The sequence below is a fragment of the Flavobacterium lacisediminis genome, assembly GCF_025909975.1.
In the GTDB taxonomy this organism is placed as follows: domain Bacteria; phylum Bacteroidota; class Bacteroidia; order Flavobacteriales; family Flavobacteriaceae; genus Flavobacterium; species Flavobacterium lacisediminis.
Genome location: NZ_JAPCIO010000002.1, coordinates 420,469 through 437,823, shown reverse-complemented (window position 1 = coordinate 437,823; position 17,355 = coordinate 420,469). Strand labels below are relative to the sequence as shown.

At 32.2% G+C, this 17,355-nt stretch carries 17 protein-coding genes; 9 read left to right on the top strand and 8 right to left on the bottom strand.

Annotated features, from left to right (window positions below):
* Window positions 1-9 precede the first annotated feature (9 nt).
* Window positions 10-1,692: a M23 family metallopeptidase gene (locus OJ995_RS04605; RefSeq protein ID WP_264368346.1), complete on the bottom strand. Its 1,683-nt coding sequence runs from the start codon at window positions 1,690-1,692 to the stop codon at window positions 10-12.
* 192 nt (window positions 1,693-1,884) lie between these two features.
* Here OJ995_RS04605 and OJ995_RS04600 point away from each other — a divergent pair, with 192 nt between their 5' ends.
* The 3 genes from OJ995_RS04600 to rny all read left to right on the top strand — a co-directional run bounded on the left by OJ995_RS04600 (window position 1,885) and on the right by rny (window position 4,246).
* Window positions 1,885-2,175 (top strand): hypothetical protein, encoded by a 291-nt coding sequence (locus OJ995_RS04600; RefSeq protein ID WP_264368345.1) that lies wholly within the window; start codon window positions 1,885-1,887, stop codon window positions 2,173-2,175.
* Between the two features lie 7 nt (window positions 2,176-2,182).
* A complete protein-coding gene (locus OJ995_RS04595) occupies window positions 2,183-2,476 on the top strand; it encodes a cell division protein ZapA (protein ID WP_264368344.1) in 294 nt (97 codons plus the stop codon).
* A 207-nt stretch (window positions 2,477-2,683) separates the two neighbouring features.
* The gene (rny, locus tag OJ995_RS04590) at window positions 2,684-4,246 is read left to right on the top strand and encodes a ribonuclease Y (protein WP_264368450.1); all 1,563 of its coding nucleotides are present in this window, start codon (window positions 2,684-2,686) and stop codon (window positions 4,244-4,246) included.
* A gap of 114 nt (window positions 4,247-4,360) precedes the next feature.
* Here rny and xerD read toward each other — a convergent pair whose 3' ends face one another.
* The 3 genes from xerD to OJ995_RS04575 form a co-directional block, all read right to left on the bottom strand.
* Window positions 4,361-5,260 (bottom strand): site-specific tyrosine recombinase XerD, encoded by a 900-nt coding sequence (xerD, locus tag OJ995_RS04585; RefSeq protein ID WP_264368343.1) that lies wholly within the window; start codon window positions 5,258-5,260, stop codon window positions 4,361-4,363.
* 72 nt (window positions 5,261-5,332) lie between these two features.
* The gene (locus OJ995_RS04580) at window positions 5,333-5,917 is read right to left on the bottom strand and encodes a porin family protein (protein WP_264368342.1); all 585 of its coding nucleotides are present in this window, start codon (window positions 5,915-5,917) and stop codon (window positions 5,333-5,335) included.
* A 149-nt stretch (window positions 5,918-6,066) separates the two neighbouring features.
* Entirely contained in the window at window positions 6,067-6,660 is a 594-nt protein-coding gene (locus tag OJ995_RS04575) for a porin family protein (RefSeq protein ID WP_264368341.1), read from the bottom strand.
* 305 nt (window positions 6,661-6,965) lie between these two features.
* Between OJ995_RS04575 and OJ995_RS04570 the strand changes: the two genes are divergently transcribed.
* The 3 genes from OJ995_RS04570 to OJ995_RS04560 all read left to right on the top strand — a co-directional run bounded on the left by OJ995_RS04570 (window position 6,966) and on the right by OJ995_RS04560 (window position 10,520).
* The gene (locus OJ995_RS04570; RefSeq protein WP_264368340.1) at window positions 6,966-7,520 is read left to right on the top strand and encodes a porin family protein; all 555 of its coding nucleotides are present in this window, start codon (window positions 6,966-6,968) and stop codon (window positions 7,518-7,520) included.
* A 75-nt stretch (window positions 7,521-7,595) separates the two neighbouring features.
* Window positions 7,596-8,009: a type II 3-dehydroquinate dehydratase gene (gene aroQ, locus OJ995_RS04565; protein ID WP_264368339.1), complete on the top strand. Its 414-nt coding sequence runs from the start codon at window positions 7,596-7,598 to the stop codon at window positions 8,007-8,009.
* 45 nt (window positions 8,010-8,054) lie between these two features.
* The gene (locus OJ995_RS04560; RefSeq protein ID WP_264368338.1) at window positions 8,055-10,520 is read left to right on the top strand and encodes a DUF5686 and carboxypeptidase regulatory-like domain-containing protein; all 2,466 of its coding nucleotides are present in this window, start codon (window positions 8,055-8,057) and stop codon (window positions 10,518-10,520) included.
* A gap of 36 nt (window positions 10,521-10,556) precedes the next feature.
* Here the strand turns inward: OJ995_RS04560 and OJ995_RS04555 are convergent, their stop codons facing one another.
* From OJ995_RS04555 to OJ995_RS04540, 4 genes are all read right to left on the bottom strand, one after another.
* Window positions 10,557-11,324: a sulfite exporter TauE/SafE family protein gene (locus OJ995_RS04555; RefSeq protein WP_264368337.1), complete on the bottom strand. Its 768-nt coding sequence runs from the start codon at window positions 11,322-11,324 to the stop codon at window positions 10,557-10,559.
* Between the two features lie 70 nt (window positions 11,325-11,394).
* A complete protein-coding gene (gene murA, locus OJ995_RS04550; RefSeq protein WP_133610834.1) occupies window positions 11,395-12,705 on the bottom strand; it encodes a UDP-N-acetylglucosamine 1-carboxyvinyltransferase in 1,311 nt (436 codons plus the stop codon).
* Between the two features lie 8 nt (window positions 12,706-12,713).
* On the bottom strand, window positions 12,714-13,415 hold the full coding sequence (locus OJ995_RS04545; protein ID WP_133610836.1) for a DUF4290 domain-containing protein: 702 nt from the start codon (window positions 13,413-13,415) through the stop codon (window positions 12,714-12,716).
* Between the two features lie 7 nt (window positions 13,416-13,422).
* Entirely contained in the window at window positions 13,423-13,707 is a 285-nt protein-coding gene (locus OJ995_RS04540; protein WP_264368449.1) for a DUF493 domain-containing protein, read from the bottom strand.
* Window positions 13,708-13,832: 125 nt separating this feature from the next.
* Here OJ995_RS04540 and OJ995_RS04535 point away from each other — a divergent pair, with 125 nt between their 5' ends.
* From OJ995_RS04535 to fmt, 3 genes are read left to right on the top strand one after another with little or no spacing between them, the layout of a single operon-like run.
* Window positions 13,833-14,372: an AAA family ATPase gene (locus OJ995_RS04535; RefSeq protein WP_133610838.1), complete on the top strand. Its 540-nt coding sequence runs from the start codon at window positions 13,833-13,835 to the stop codon at window positions 14,370-14,372.
* A gap of 37 nt (window positions 14,373-14,409) precedes the next feature.
* Window positions 14,410-16,296 (top strand): RecQ family ATP-dependent DNA helicase, encoded by a 1,887-nt coding sequence (locus OJ995_RS04530; RefSeq protein WP_264368336.1) that lies wholly within the window; start codon window positions 14,410-14,412, stop codon window positions 16,294-16,296.
* Window positions 16,296-17,243, top strand: a complete 948-nt coding sequence (gene fmt / locus OJ995_RS04525; RefSeq protein WP_264368335.1) for a methionyl-tRNA formyltransferase — start codon at window positions 16,296-16,298, stop codon at window positions 17,241-17,243. Before OJ995_RS04530 ends, fmt begins: the two co-directional genes overlap by 1 nt.
* Window positions 17,244-17,355 lie beyond the last annotated feature (112 nt).

Genomic DNA, 17,355 nt, shown 5'->3' with positions numbered 1-17,355 from the left:
GTGTTTTAATTATCTAAAAAAGTAAGATTCAAAGGTAGTAGAATTTTGTAAATTATCAGTCACAACAATCTTTAAATCGTTTCTACCTTGAACGCAAATATTATCATCTAAATTGTGTACTAACTTTTTAGTTTTATAATCGTACTCTAATAAAATCCATTTGCCATTCAAATAACCATTATATGTATCAATATCCGAATGCAAATCATTTACCGAAACACTTATTGTTTTTTGCTCTTTTATTGTTTTTCCTTCAACAAAATTCACATTATAAATTCGAGGTGGACTAACATCTTGAGCTAGTTTAAATTTACCAAGTGTCTTCGTTTTTATTGAAAATGTATTTCCTTTTCGATACGTTTTATTATAATCTAATTTGTATCCATCTAAAGTGGCAATATATGTTTTTGCTAGTTGTTCTTCTGTTAAACCTTGTACATCGTTAAAAGCAACTGTAATGTTTTTATGAACTGGAACACTATCATCATGTAAAGTCAAAATATCATTAGCTACATCAAAATTCAAATAAAAATTCGAATAAAATGCATTTTCTGGTATTTGTACCGAAACATTATTTTTTTCAAAAATAGCTTCATTTTTAGCTTTTACGTAGTAAGGCGTTTTTTGAATCGTATTTTTAATTGTGGCTTGAGAATTGGCAAACTCAATTGGAATAACTAATTCCACTTTGTTACCATGAAAATCATATAGCTCTACTCGATACGTGTAATTTACACCTGGTTGCACTTTTATAGTTCCATCTTTTTTATTTCCAGAAACAACCGAAAGCGGATATTCAGACAATTGAAATAATTTTTGAACGCGTTGCCCCATTAAATGAAAACGTTCATAATCGATAAAATTATTAATGTATCGCGATTCATCAAAAGCAAAACCATCAAAACCATATTGGTAATACAAAACACCATTTAAATAGGCTTTCACTTTGTATAATCCATTTTTATTATAGGCGTTTGTACAAAAATCGTAGGCATTAATTCCAAAAGCCACCTTTCCGTTTGCTTTCACTTTTACGCCTAAATAACTTCCATCGGCTTGTTTAGAAAAAGAAATATTAATGGGTTTTTGAGAATTATTAACCGTTGTAGAATCTAATGGATAAGCCACAAGTCCTTGAATAACAGGCTTTCTCTCATCCTTAATAATTTTCTTTAAACCAAAATGCATCGGATTCAAAATCTCTTCCGATTTCGTATTTCTAAATTCAAAATGTAAATGAGGACCACCACTTCCTCCTGTATTCCCAGTAAAAGCAATTACATCACCTTTTTTCACTGGCAATTCCGTTGGGTACAAATACATTTCTACTTCATAGGATTGTTCTTTATATTGTCTTGCTTTAATGAAAGATTCTATAGCGCCATTCGCTTTTTGCAAATGTCCGTAAACCGATGTGTAGCCATTTGGATGAGTTATATATATAGCTTTTCCGTATCCAAAAGTTGATATTTTAATTCTTGAAATATAACCATCTCCAGCGGCATAAACAGGAAGACCTTCTACTCCCTTAGTTTTAAAATCTAAACCGGAATGAAAATGATTACTGCGTAATTCACCAAAAGAACCCGACAAATCGAGCGAAATGTCTAATGGTGATTGAAAATAATCTTGAGGATAATCTTGACTAAAAATAAAAAAAGGGGCAAATAAAATGGCTAATACAAATCTCATAGTGCTTGTGTTTAATGCTAAAATACTAAAATAATTTCATATAAAGTAAACAAAAACCATACCTATAATAATTATTTAATAATCAATTAGTTACAAATAATAAAAATTAATTCACAAAATTTAGTAAAAAGTATTGCTATTTTTGAATACTAATGCTAACTTTGTGAAATATTGAAATGAATTCTATCATTAATGAATGGATTATCTGAATTAATTGATTCTCTCGAAGTTAAATTTTTTAAGCTGAACCAAAAAGTGGCACAGCTTGAAAAGAAAAACCAAGAGTTGCAAGACGAATTGTTGCTTTCTAAAAAAAATCAACAACAGCAATCAGGTGAAATTGAAACCCTGAAGAACCAATTAGATACTCTAAAAATGGTAAACTCATTACTAGGCAGTGAAGAAAACAAACGAGAAACGAAACTCAAAATAAATTCATTAATCAGAGAAATCGATTATTGCATAGCCCAACTTTCAGATTAGAAAGCTCATGAGTGAAAAACTGAAAATTAAAATATCAATAGCTGATCGTGTGTATCCCTTAACCGTGGATCCATCACAAGAAGAAGGACTAAGAAGTGCTTCAAAAAAAATAGACGCTATGATTAAACAGTTTGAACAAAGCTATGCTGTAAGAGACAAACAAGATGTTTTGGCTATGTGTGCATTGCAATTTGCAGCACAAGTTGAGCAAAAACAAATTAGTAAATCTCAAGATAATGAAACCAATATAACCAGATTGCAAAATTTGGATAAAAAATTGAGCGAGTTACTCTCAAAATAAATACGTTCTTACATCATAAATACGATACTGCCTACATTAGTATATATTTGATAAACTCAACACTAACAAATTAAACGAGTGAATCTTTGCAACTATAACAGGCCCTTAAGTGGGAAGTTTGAACTGCAGGTTAGCTCAAATCTTGTATAACAGAGTTTATACAAACACCTAATGTAGGCTTTTTTTATATAATTTTTTTTAACTCACATCATGATATTAAACATAATAATTGGAATTGTTGTTGGTCTTGCAGGAGGTTTTGGAATCGCTAAATTTTTAGAGAAAAGTAATGTTTCAAACCTTATTAAAAACGCAAAAAAAGAAGCAGGTTCAATTTTAAAAGATGCTAAAGCTGAAGCTGAAGCTACTAAAAAAGAGAAAATCCTACAAGCTAAAGAAAAGTTTTTAGAACTTAAAGCAGAACACGAACAAGTAATTTTAGCTAGAGATAAAAAAACAGCAGAAGCTGAAAAAAGAACAAGAGATAAAGAATCTCAAATTTCTAATGAATTAGCTAAAGCAAAAAAAGTAAATGACGAAGCTGAAGCTAAAATAGCTGACTACACGGCTAGAATTGAACATTTAGAAAGAAAACAACAAGAAATAGACAAACTTCACAAAAGTCAGGTAGAACAATTAGAAGTAATTTCTGGTTTATCGGCTGAGGAGGCTAAAGAACAATTGGTAGAAAGCTTAAAAGCGGAAGCCAAAACAAACGCTATGTCATTCATTCAAGATACGGTTGAAGAGGCTAAAATGACTGCACATCAAGAAGCTAAGAAAATCATCATTAGCACTATTCAACGTGTAGGTACTGAAGAAGCAGTTGAAAACTGTGTATCGGTATTTAACATTGAATCTGATGATGTAAAAGGTAGAATCATTGGTCGTGAAGGTCGTAACATTAGAGCTTTAGAAGCTGCAACTGGAGTTGAAATCATTGTTGATGATACACCAGAAGCTATCATCTTATCTTGTTTTGATCCTGTAAGAAGAGAAATCGCTCGTTTAGCATTACACAAATTAGTAACTGACGGACGTATTCACCCAGCTCGTATTGAAGAAGTGGTAGCTAAAACAGCTAAACAAATTGACGAAGAGATTATCGAAACTGGAAAACGTACGGTAATTGATTTAGGAATACACGGATTACACCCTGAATTAATTAAAGTAGTAGGAAGAATGAAATACCGTTCATCATACGGACAAAACTTATTACAACACTCAAGAGAAGTAGCTAAGTTATGTGGTATCATGGCGGCTGAATTAGGATTAAACGTTAAATTAGCTAAAAGAGCTGGTTTATTACACGATATTGGAAAAGTACCAGATACAGAAAGTGAATTACCTCACGCTATCTTAGGTATGCAATGGGCTGAAAAATATGGTGAAAAAGAAGAAGTTTGTAATGCGATTGGAGCTCACCACGACGAAATTGAAATGAAATCATTAATCTCTCCAATTATCCAAGTTTGTGATGCTATTTCTGGTGCTCGTCCTGGAGCAAGAAGACAAGTATTAGATTCTTACATCCAACGTTTAAAAGATTTAGAAGATATCGCTTTCGGATTCAACGGAGTGAAAAATGCTTACGCAATTCAGGCAGGTAGAGAATTACGTGTTATTGTAGAAAGTGAAAAAGTATCTGACGATGCAGCCGTAAACTTATCATTTGATATTTCTCAAAAAATTCAAACTGAAATGACATATCCTGGTCAAGTTAAAATTACGGTTATTCGTGAAACTAGAGCAGTGAATATTGCGAAGTAATTTTTAGTCACAGTTGACAGTCGCAGTTGACAGATAAAAAAAAGATGTTTCAAAATTGAAACATCTTTTTTTTTTGCATGTTATAGTACTGTGACTGAAAACTGAGACTGTTAACTATTTCCTTGGATGATAATTATTCAAAACTTCCGACAGGAATTTTCTATCCAAATGCATGTACACTTCGGTTGTAGTAATCGATTCGTGACCAAGCATTAATTGTATGGAGCGTAAATCGGCTCCATTTTCCAATAAATGGGTTGCAAAAGAATGTCGAAATGTGTGTGGACTGATTGTTTTATTTAAGTTGATTTTTACCGCTAAATCTTTTATAATCGTAAAAACCATCGCTCGAGTTAATTGCCTTCCTCTCCTATTTAAAAAAAGCGTATCCTCGTGTCCTTTCTGCACCGTATAATGTACTCGAATCAAATTCATGTAAGAAGTTATATATTTGATTGTAGAGCCTCCTACGGGTACAAAACGTTGTTTATTTCCTTTTCCTGTGATTTTAATAAAACCTTCTTCAAAAAACAAGTCAGAAATCTTTAAACCCACCAATTCCGAAACACGCAAACCGCAACTATACAATGTTTCTAACATAGCTCTGTTGCGTTCGCCTTCTGGTGTAGACAAATCTATTGCCGAAATTAACGCATCAATTTCTTCTGTTGCTAAAGTATCGGGTAATTTTCTGCCTGTTTTAGGAACTTCAATTAATTCAAGCGGTGTCTCTTTCCGATAATCTTCGAAAACTAAATAATTAAAAAAACTCTTTAATCCTGAAATTACTCGCGACTGACTACGAGCATTTACTTTTGATGAAATTTCATATATAAATTGCTGAACAGTTTCTTCCGAAATTTGAATAGGGGAAACTTTAATATCGTGTTGGTTTAAAAACAAAACCAACTTTTCAATATCAAACGTATAGTTTTCTATAGTATTCTTAGAAAGTCCACGTTCTAATCGCAGATAATTTTGATATTCTTTAATATACGATTGCCAAGTACTCATATTTCAAAAGTAGGCAAATTATAGCAATAAAAAAATCCCGCCGAAGCGGGACTTGAAACTTTTATGAAACAATTATAATTTAAAAACGCCACCAACATTGATTGAACTATAAGCATTTTTAATTGTGAAATCACTATCTTTTGGCACTTCTGTAAGACCAGTAATACCTTGCAAATCAATTAAAATACTGAATTTTTCATTAACTTCAATTTTATAACCAATACCATAAGCCAATCCTAATTGGAAAGTATTAGCTTGATCTTTAATATCTCCAAAATTGTTTTCAGCATCCATTAAAAAACTAAAACTTGGTCCAAAATTTAAATTCCATTTTCTTGTAGAACCAAAATGCCAATTCGCATTTACAGGCAAAGTCAAATATTTTAAAACTTCCTCATAACCTCCCGATCCTTCTGCACCCATTTTTTGATAATGCAAACCCGAACGTAAGCTCCATCTGTCATTAAAAAAATAATCTGCTCCTACACCAAAAGAAACTCCAGACAACGTATTAGAATCTAAACTTTCTTCTCCATAGTAGTTAGCACTTGAATAACCAATTTGAGGAATTAACTCAATTGCACCTTTCTCTCTAGACTGTGCATTTACAAAACTGAAAGCTAAAATAGCCACAACAGATAATAAAACTTTTTTCATTTTAATTGATAAATAAATTAAGGCCCAAAAGTATTCAAAAAAGAAAGAATTTTAATACGTAAACACTCTTGGTTTTTAAATTATTTTTAATTATAAAACAAAAAAAATCCCGCCGAAGCGGGATTTCTTTTTATTGTAGTAATTACAAATTAGAATTTGTAGTTAACTCCGAAAGTTACAGCTCTCCAGTCACCTCCAAAAGAGAAAGTGTTAGTAGCATCTGCACCGTCTCCACCATTATCGTTAGTAGAGTAACCTAATACAGCTACACCAGCTTCGATAGAGAAGTTAGAAGATACGAAATAGTTCATACCTAAACCTAAACCTGCATCAATAACATTGAATTTAGAATCAGCTAATTTATCTTCCATAGAAGCATAATCTAAACCTAACTGACCGAATAAAGAAAATTGGTTAGCTGGAGTAAAATAGTAACGACCAAAAGCTCCAACTTGGAAACCTGCCATATCTTCAATATCAGATCCAGAAAATTCTTCTTTGTAAGAAGCAAATCCAATTTTACCACCGATAGCGATATTTTCAGTTAAGAAATAACCAACTTGTGGAGCTAATTCGAAAGAATTAGTTTTGAAATCACCAGTTTTTTCTGAACCAAAAGTTACAGCACCAGTTACAAATACATCACCTTTAGAGAAACCACCGTTAGCTGATTTTTCTTCTTCTTGTGCGTTAGCAAAACCAAAAGCTAATAATGCTACAGCAGATAATAAAACTTTTTTCATGTTTAGTTTAAATTTAAAGTTAATAGGGCAAATTTATATCATTTTTTTATACAAAATAACAAATTTTGTTATGTTATTAACAATTTTATTAACAAGTAAAATCAATAATCCTCATAATCAAGCATTTATGAATACATAAAATCAAAAAATTAAAGTTTTTTTAATAAAAAAGAAAGGTGCTAAAAAAAGCAAAATAACTATAACTAATTGAAAATCAATAATTTCCCAAAAACGTTAAAAACTGCATTTCATCGATAAAAACAATAAAAAGCGCCTGTAAGCGTTACCTATTAAAACAATTCAATATGAAGAGAACAATTGCAACATTGATTTTACTGGTTCTAGGAACTGGTTTATCTCAAGCTCAAATGCTAAAATTTGGTTTAAAAGGTGGTGTTAATTTTGCTAACTATACTGGTGGGGAAATATCGGGTATCGATTTTAAAACCATCACTAGTTACCATGCTGGATTAGTTGCAGAATTAAAAGTATTTGAAAACTTTGCTATACAACCTGAATTACTTTATTCTACACAAGGTTCCGAATTAGAGGGTTTTGGTGACCAAATAAAAAATGAACTTGGTTATTTATCTTTACCTGTATTGGCTAAATTTTATTTAACCTCAAATAAATTGAGCTTAGAACTAGGCCCACAAGCTTCCGTTTTAGTTAGCGAGCGCAATGAAGTTGACACAAACGACACTAATTCTTTTGATTTTGGTATCGCTGGCGGTTTGAGTTATAAAATAACTGATGGTTTATTTGTTTCTGGACGCTATGTTGCAGGGTTAACTGAAGCCAAACAAGATGCAGATGTGAAAAACTCGGTAATTCAGTTTTCAGTGGGTTACATGTTTTAATACTAAAATTCACAATATTTTATTAAAACCATTCTCAAAAGGAATGGTTTTTTTATTTTTACAAAAACATTCTACATGAAAATTATCATTATAAACGGTCCAAATCTTAATCTAATAGGAAAAAGAGAACCTGAAGTATATGGAAATGAAACTTTTGAATCGTATTTCGAAAAATTACAAATTCAGTTTCCAACTATAGTATTAGACTATTTTCAGAGTAATATAGAAGGAGAGATTATTTCTAAAATTCAAGAAACTGGTTTCACTTACGATGGTATTGTTTTAAATGCTGGTGCTTATACACATACTTCTATAGGAATTGGCGATGCAGTTAAAGCCGTTACTACTCCAGTTATAGAAGTTCATATTTCCAATACCTTTTCTAGAGAATCTTTCCGTCATCAATCTTATATTTCACCAAATGCCAAAGGAGTCATTATTGGTTTCGGATTGCAGAGCTATGAATTGGCTCTAAAATCTTTTATCTAATACAACCTTTCTTTAGAAATAAACGTCTATTAAAATAAACACCTCATGAATAAAATTTTATTTGTTTTATTTTTCGCTTTTTCAACTCTTTCTTTTGCTCAAATAAAAGGAACTATAAAAGATAAAGATGGAAATCCATTGCCTTTTGTAAATATCTATATAGAGAACACTTATATAGGTACAACTTCAAATGAGTTAGGTAAATACGAATTGAATACAACTGAACAAAAGAATGTGCATTTGATTTTTCAGTATCTAGGATTTAAAACCCAAAAACACGTATTAAACATCACCAGCTTTCCATTTGAATTTGATGTAGTATTAATGGAAGAAGATTTTCAGTTGAAAGAAGTTGTTGTAATGAATGGCGAAAATCCAGCTAATGAAATTATTCGAAACGCTATAAAAAGTAAAAAGAAGAATGCTGCTAAAACCGATAAGTTTGAAGCCGATTTTTATTCAAGAGGTATTTTCAAAGCCAAAGACATTCCTAAAAAATTCATGGGTGTTGAAATTGGAGATTTAGAAGGTAACTTAGATTCTACCCGAAGTGGTATTATTTACCAATCAGAAACAGTTTCAAAAATTAAATTTCAAAAACCTGATAATTTAAAAGAAGAAATTATTGCCTCTAAAATTGCTGGTAACGACAACGGTTTTAGCTACAACACAGCACTAAATACCAATTATGATTTTTACGAAAATTATGTCGATTTCGGAATCAATATGGTCTCTCCTATTGCGGATAATGCGTTTAATTACTATAAATACAAATTAGAAAGCACGTTTTACGATGATAAAAACCAATTAATCAATAAGATTTTGGTAACGCCTAAACGCGATAAAGAACCTGTTTTTGAAGGTTACATTTATATAGTAGAAGATACTTGGGCAATTTATGGTATTAATTTAGATATCAAAGGCTATCGCATGCAACAGCCTATTTTAGAAACCATGAAACTGACACAAAATTTCAGTTACAATAGCGAGAATAAAATTTGGGCTAAAAACATCCAAACGTTAGATTTTAATGCTGGGATTTTCGGAATGAAATTCGCTGGAAAGTTCACCCATGTTTTCACCAATTATAATTTCAAAGATGCTTTTGAAAAGAAAACTTTTGGTAAAGAAGTCGTTACGTTTGCCGAAAACGCTAATAAAAAGGAAGCAACTTATTGGGAAACTTATCGCCCAGTTCCGTTAACGGAAGAAGAAACTACTAATTACGTAAAAAAAGATAGCATTCAAACCATTAGAAAATCTCAAGTATATTTAGACTCTATTGATGCCAAAGGTAATAAGTTTAAATTGCTTAAGATTATTACAGGTTATAGTTATAAAAACACCTTTAAAAATTGGAACTTCAATTATCAAGGATTAACCAATTTGAGTTCTTTCAGTTTTAATACAGTGCAAGGTTATAATTTAGATAGCGGGTTTTCTTTTAGAAAATGGAATGAAGAAACAGGAAAATTCACTTCTATTTCGTCAACCTTTAATTATGGCTTTGCTGAAGACAGACTTCGAGTTAACGGACGTTATTACCACCGATTTAACAACCGCAATAACGCATACATTAGTTTAACTGGTGGAAGCGCTATTAGTCAGTTTAACCCAAATGAACCGATTAGTAATTTGGTAAATTCGGTGGCGACTTTATTCTTTAAAAACAATTACATGAAATTGTATAATAAAGAATTTGCCGAAATTAACTATGGAAGAGAAGTTACCAATGGTATTTTTGCTTCGGTTAAAATATTGTACGAAAACCGTAGAGCGTTATATAACAACACGGATTATACAATGATTAAAAATGATGATTTATATTTTTCGAATGATCCGCTGCAACCTGATAATTATACTTCGGTTCCGTTTGAAAAACATCATATTATGAAAGCGAGTTTGGGAACGCGTATTCGTTTTGGTCAAAAATACATTTCGCGCCCTGATGGAAAGATTAATATTCAAAATGACGATTATCCAATATTGAGTTTCTATTACGAAAAAGCATTTGGTGCTTCTAACAGTAATTACCATTATGATTTTGTTACCGCAACCGTAGATTACAACAAAACCATTGGAAACAAAGGCGATTTTGGTTTACGTTTTAAAGCGGGAAAATTCTTTAATGCTGATAACATTTCGTTTGTAGATTATAAACATTTCAATGGAAATCAAACGCATATTAATTTGTTGAACAATTCATTGAACGCGTTTAATTTGCTTCCTTATTATACACATTCTACGAATGATGCGTATTTAGAAACCCATATTGAGCACAATTTTAAAGGCTACATTATGAATAAGATTCCGTTGTTGAACAAACTACAATGGAATTTAATTGGAGGATTTCATCAGTTAAACATTCCTAATATGAAACCCTATCAAGAATTTACTGTTGGATTTGATAATATTGGTTGGGGTAAATTTAGATTCTTACGCGTTGATTATGTAAGAAGTTACCAAAACGGTTTTCAAGGTGATGGCGTGATGTTTGGTGTTAAATTCTAAAAGAATAAGAAGCACTTCAATTAAAGGAGTGCTTTTTTATTTAAAAAACACATCATATCCAAAACGAAGTAATGCTAATCCTACCACAATTAAGAAGAAGATTCGAATAAATCCGTTGCCTTGAGAAATAGCTAACTTAGCTCCAAGCCAAGCACCTATAATATTGCAAATTGCCATGGGTATGGCAACTGCCCAAATGATTTTTCCTTTAAGCACAAATAATGTAATAGAACCAAAATTAGTAGCTAAATTGACTAATTTAGCGTTAGCATTGGCTTGTAAAAAGTCAAACCCAAGAATGGCAATAAAAGCCATAATTAATAAACTTCCCGTTCCTGGACCAATAAAACCATCATAAAAACCCAAAACAGCCACAATAAGTGATGCGTAAAGATAAAGTTGGTTTTTGGTTAAAATACTAATGTGGAAATGACCAAAATCTTTCTTGTAATAGGTATAAATTAGTAATAGAATTAATATTACAAATAGAATTGGTTTCATGAAATCGTTTTTCATGACATTCAACAAACTTGATCCTAAAAAAGAAAAAGAGAACGAAATAATTGCCATAACAACAAACAACTTCCAATCAATTTTTACCTTTTTCAGATATTGATACGCTGCAATACTTGTTCCGCTAAACCCTGGAATTTTTAACGTTCCTATAATAGACGCAACAGGTACATTAGGCAATAAAATTAAAGCTGCTGGTGTTTGAATTAGTCCACCACCACCCACAATAGCATCGATAAAACCGGCTACGAAGGAAGCAATGCAAAGAAAAATGATGATGTAGGTTTCCATTTTTTAGTAATCAGTCCCAGTGTTCAGTCTCAGTAACGCTGCTTACTGCGACTGAACACTGAACACTAAATTATACTCTTACGATGTTAGCTCCAATTGCGCGAAGTCTTTCGTCTATGCGCTCGTAACCTCTGTCGATTTGTTCGATATTTTGAATGGTTGACGTTCCTTTTGCAGTTAAAGCGGCAATTAATAATGAAATTCCGGCTCTAATATCTGGTGAACTCATTGTAGTTGCTTTTAATTGCGATTGGAAATTATGTCCCATAACCACAGCTCTGTGTGGGTCACATAACATAATTTTTGCTCCCATATCAATTAATTTATCCACGAAGAACAAACGACTTTCAAACATTTTTTGGTGAATTAATACATCACCTTTAGCTTGTGTACAAACTACTAAAACGATACTTAACAAGTCAGGTGTAAATCCTGGCCATGGCGCATCAGAAACCGTTAAGATAGAACCGTCGATATCGGTTTTGATTTCGTATCCATCTTTATGAGCTGGAATGTAAATATCATCGCCTTTTCTTTCTAAAGTAATCCCTAATTTTCTAAATACGTTTGGAATTTGTCCTAAGTTCTCCCAACTCACATTTTTAATCGTAATTTCACTTCTTGTCATAGCTGCAAGACCAATCCAAGAACCAATTTCAACCATGTCAGGTAAAATTCTGTGCTCGCATCCGCCTAACGTTTCCACTCCTTCAATCGTTAATAAGTTAGACCCTACTCCAGAAATTTTAGCTCCCATAGAGTTCAACATTTTACACAATTGTTGTAAGTAAGGCTCACAAGCAGCGTTATAAATAGTTGTTGTTCCTTCAGCTAAAACCGCTGCCATTACAATATTGGCAGTACCCGTTACAGAAGCTTCGTCTAATAACATGTAAGAACCTTGTAATCTTCCGTCGATTTCTACTCCATAGAAATGGTCTTCTCTTTCGTATCTGAATTTAGCTCCTAGGTTAATAAAACCTTCAAAGTGTGTATCTAAACGACGACGCCCAATTTTATCACCTCCTGGCTTTGGAATATACCCACAACCAAAACGCGCTAATAAAGGTCCAACAATCATAATTGAACCTCTTAAACTTCCACCTTCTTTTTTGAATGCTTCTGTTTTTAAGTAGTTTACATTTACCTCATCGGCTTGAAACGTGTAATCACCAGGTCCATTTTTTTGGATTTTAACTCCTAAATTACCTAAAAGCGTAATTAGTTTGTTAACATCAATAATATCTGGAATATTCGTTACTCTTACTTTTTCAGAAGTTAGCAAAACAGGACATAAAACTTGTAACGCTTCATTTTTTGCACCTTGTGGTGTAATATCTCCTTTTAATGCGATTCCTCCTTCGATTTTAAATGTTCCCATGCAACTGCCTATTTTTTAAATGTATTTTTATTTTGATTGTTCTTGTTCAAATGTCCTTTTGGATTGTTATTTTTCTTGATAATCCCCACTTTACTCGGACCAAATTGTGTTTTATTCGAAACTTTCTTATTCACTTTCATTAAATCATGTGTATTTGAAAGTTCTTCATTGGATTTAGAAAGATTTAATTTTCCTCCCGAAAGTTCTAATAAATGTTCGAAAATTACCTCATCGGTTACCGTGTCTTTGTTCCAACTCAAGTAACATTTTTTCATGTGATTTGCAATTACTAAGACTAAAGCATTTTTTAAATCACTTTCTTCCCAGCTATTTGCTACATCAATCATGTATTTGATGTTGTTTCCGTAGAAACGGTACTTTGGATAATTTTGAGGATATTTTAATCGCTCTGGTTTCTGAGTTAAAATATCTTTTGATGGAATTGGATAAGGCGAATCTACATCCAATTTAAAATCAGACATAATAAACAACTGATCCCAAAGTTTATGTTGAAAATCCAATACGTCTCTTAAATGCGGATTCAACGAACCCATAACCGAAATGATGTATTTTGCCGCTTTGTTTCGTTCTTCACGATCTTCAATTTCTGTGGCTTGGTCAATCAATTTCTGCAAATGTCTTCCGTATTCTGGAATAATCAAATGCGGACGTTCTGAATTATATTCTAAATAACTTACTTCTTCTTGCATGTTTTTTTTATAATGAAATAATGCCTTCGATATCCGAGACTTCAATGTATTTATCTATCACATTTTGAGGACTTGCCATAGTTACGCTAATGGAAACACTGGTAAATTTCCCTGTTTTAGATTGTTGTGTAGTAATAACAGCACCCATATCATTAAATGCAGCTTCTACCTTAGCAATGCTATGCACATCAGAAGGCATAATAAACTTATACAAATACTCTGAAGGCCAAAGCGTTGAATTGGTTAACTCTTCTTTTAATCTTACGTAAAAATCTTCTGTTTTCTTATCCATCATCATTTCGTATTGGAAAAGCAAATATACTTTTTTATGTTCAGAATTATATTGTAGTAACTTATAATTTTTTAAGTTGATTAGATTTTTAAAAAAACTTACTTTTGCGCCTTAGTATTTCCAATATGAATAAAGAAATTGTGGTTTTAATTGGTGGACCAAGCTCTGGGAAAACCACCTTAATAGAGGCTTTAAAAGAAAAAGGACACACTTGTTATCCTGAGGTTTCGCGCGAAGTTATACGTGAAGCACAAGAACAAGGAATAGAACAATTGTTCTTAGAAAAACCACTTTTATTCAGTGAGTTACTATTAGAAGGCCGAAAAAGACAATTCAAAGAAGCTTTAAATGAAGAAGCGAATATCGTTTTTTTAGACCGAGGTATTCCAGATGTTTTGGCTTATATGCATTACATTGGCGATTCGTACCCTGCTTTTTTTGATAAAGCTTGTCAAGATCATAAATACTCTGCCATTTTTGTTTTACCACCTTGGAAAGAAATTTATGTAAGTGATGCCGAGCGTTATGAAAATTACGAACAAGCAGTTTTGATTCACGAACATTTGATGGAAACCTACAAAAATTATGGTTATTCGATTACAGAAGTTCCAAAAGACACGGTTGAAAATCGTGTTGATTTTATTATGAAACATCTTGTTAAATAATTTTTTTGTATTTTAGTGTTTCTAAAAGCCAATTCACATGTCTGAAGCCTTACAAATTCTTCAAAAATATTGGAAACACGATAGTTTTAGAGAACCTCAAGAAGAAATCATTCAATCGGTTTTAAGTGGTAATGATACGTTTGCCCTTTTACCTACTGGAGGAGGAAAATCGGTATGTTTTCAAATTCCTGCTATTCAATTAAACGGAATTTGTTTGGTAATTTCTCCTTTGATTGCCTTGATGAAAGACCAAGTGCAGAATTTACAAAGCAAAAATATCAAAGCTATTGCTTTAACTGGTGGCGTTTCTCAAGATGATGTTATTGACATTTTAGACAATTGTCAATTCGGAAATTATAAATTCTTATACCTTTCTCCCGAACGTTTACAACATGACTGGATAGTTGAGCGCTTAAAACAATTACCCATCAATCTTATTGCTATTGACGAAGCGCATTGTGTGAGCCAATGGGGACATGATTTTAGACCAGCGTATTTGAAAATTTCGGCTTTAAAAGAACATTTTCCTACTACTCCATTTTTAGCATTGACGGCAACAGCCAATAAAAGAGTTCAGGAAGATATTTGTAAGAATTTAGCTTTGGTCAATCCAAAAGTATTTACAAAGTCATTTACTAGAGAAAATTTAGCTTATCATGTGATTAAAACAGAAGATAAGCTTTTCAAAATACAGCAGATTTTAACTAAAAATCCGCAATCTTCTATTATTTATGTCCGTAATCGTAAATCATGTGTTGAAACTTCACAACAGTTGAATCAATTGGGATTTAGTTGTACGTTTTATCACGGTGGATTGCCCGCCAAAGAGAAAGAGAAAAACATGCAATCGTGGTTAGAAAATAAATCTCAAGTCATAGTAGCAACGAATGCTTTTGGAATGGGAATTGACAAACCCGATGTGAAAACGGTTATTCATATTCAACTTCCTGAAAACCTTGAAAACTATTATCAAGAAGCCGGAAGAGCTGGAAGAAATGGTGAAAAAGCATTTGGAATTATCTTAACCAATGCTACTGATATTGGTTACACCAAAGCCCAATTTATTGATGTTTTACCCGATAAAAAATTTGTTAGAGATGTTTATGTTAAACTGAATAATTACTTTCAAATTGCATACGGAGAAGGATATAACGAAAGTTTTGCTTTCAATTTGAACCAATTTTGTGCGCATTATCATTTTCCTGTAATCCCAACTTTCAATAGCTTACAATTTTTAGACCGACAAGGAATTCTGACGTTCCAAAGCGAATCTACAGAAAAAATAAGTTTGCAATTTATCATTCCAAGTAAGGAAGTGATTCGTTACATTAGTTTGCATCCACATGATGAGCCTGTTATTACTACGATTTTAAGAACCTATTCTGGAATTTTTGAGGCAGAAACAACTATAAATCCGCACTTGGTAGCCAAAAAAGCGAACTCTACAGAAGCACATGTGGAAGAAGTAATTGATAAACTAGCTGCAAGTCAATGTATAATTTTACACGCCAAAAACAACGACAGTAGCATCACTTTCAATGAAGTGCGAGAAGACGATTTGACAATTAATCGTGTAGCGAAATTTTTAGAACATCAAAACAAATTAAAACAAGATCAATTTCAAAGTGTTGTATATTACATTTCTGATGAAAACACTTGTAAAAACAAAATGCTTTTAGCTTATTTTGATGAGATTACTAAAGAAGATTGTGGTATTTGTTCGTATTGCTTTTCAAAAAAAAAGGCTAATCCAACAGAAATTACTCAAAACGTAATTCAATTATTAAAAAAAGAGCCACTTTCCTCTAGAGAAATAGAAAACCAACTTCACATTTCTTCAGAAGCCACTATCTTTGCCATTCAATTATTATTGGAAAATAATCGAATCAAAATCAATTCAAACAATCAATATTACCTTATATAATGGAAAAACTTAGAATTGTATTCATGGGAACTCCCGATTTTGCTGTTGGGATTCTGGATACTATTTACAAAAACAACTATGATATTGTAGGCGTTATTACCGCTCCAGACAAACCAGCAGGTCGTGGACAAAAAGTAAGCATGAGTGCGGTTAAAGAATATGCTTTAGAAAAAAACTTACGCTTATTACAACCTACCAATTTAAAATCAGAAGAATTTTTAGCCGAATTAAAAAGTTTAGATGCCAATTTACAAGTCGTTGTTGCTTTTAGAATGTTGCCTGAAGTAGTTTGGAAAATGCCAAAATTAGGAACATTTAATCTTCACGCTTCTTTGTTACCTGAATATCGTGGTGCTGCACCGATTAATTGGGCAATTATCAATGGAGAAACCAAAACAGGAGTTACATCATTCTTTATTGATGATAAAATTGATACCGGCGCCATGATTTTGAGTAAGGAAACTGAAATCGGAACAAACGAAACCGCTGGTGAGTTACACGACCGCTTGATGCATTTAGGAAGTGAGACAGTTTTAGAAACGCTTCAATTAATTGAATCTGAAAAAGCCATCACAACTTTACAAGAAAATAATCCGGATGTTAAAACAGCTTACAAATTAAATAAAGAGAATTGCAAAATTGATTGGTTACAATCAGGAAAGACGATATTTAATTTAATCAGAGGTTTATCTCCTTATCCTGCGGCTTGGACATTTATAAAAGATGGCGAGCAAGAATGGAACGTAAAAGTTTATTTGGCGAGTTTTGAAGAAAAAGTACATTCGGAAACTATCGGAAAGATAACGACTACTAAAAAAGAAATTTTTATTGCTACAAAAGATGGTCTTTTAAAAATCGAAAGTTTACAATTCCCAGGAAAGAAAAGAATGTTGGCTCACGAATTACTAAATGGAATTTCATTTTCAGAAAATGCGATAGCGCTTTAAGCCTTGAAAACACTATATTTAAGGGTGAAAATTAAAAAAACAAACAATGTTATTAACATTTAATCTAATTTATCAACATTTTAGTCGAAAAATAGCACGAATACTTGCGTAG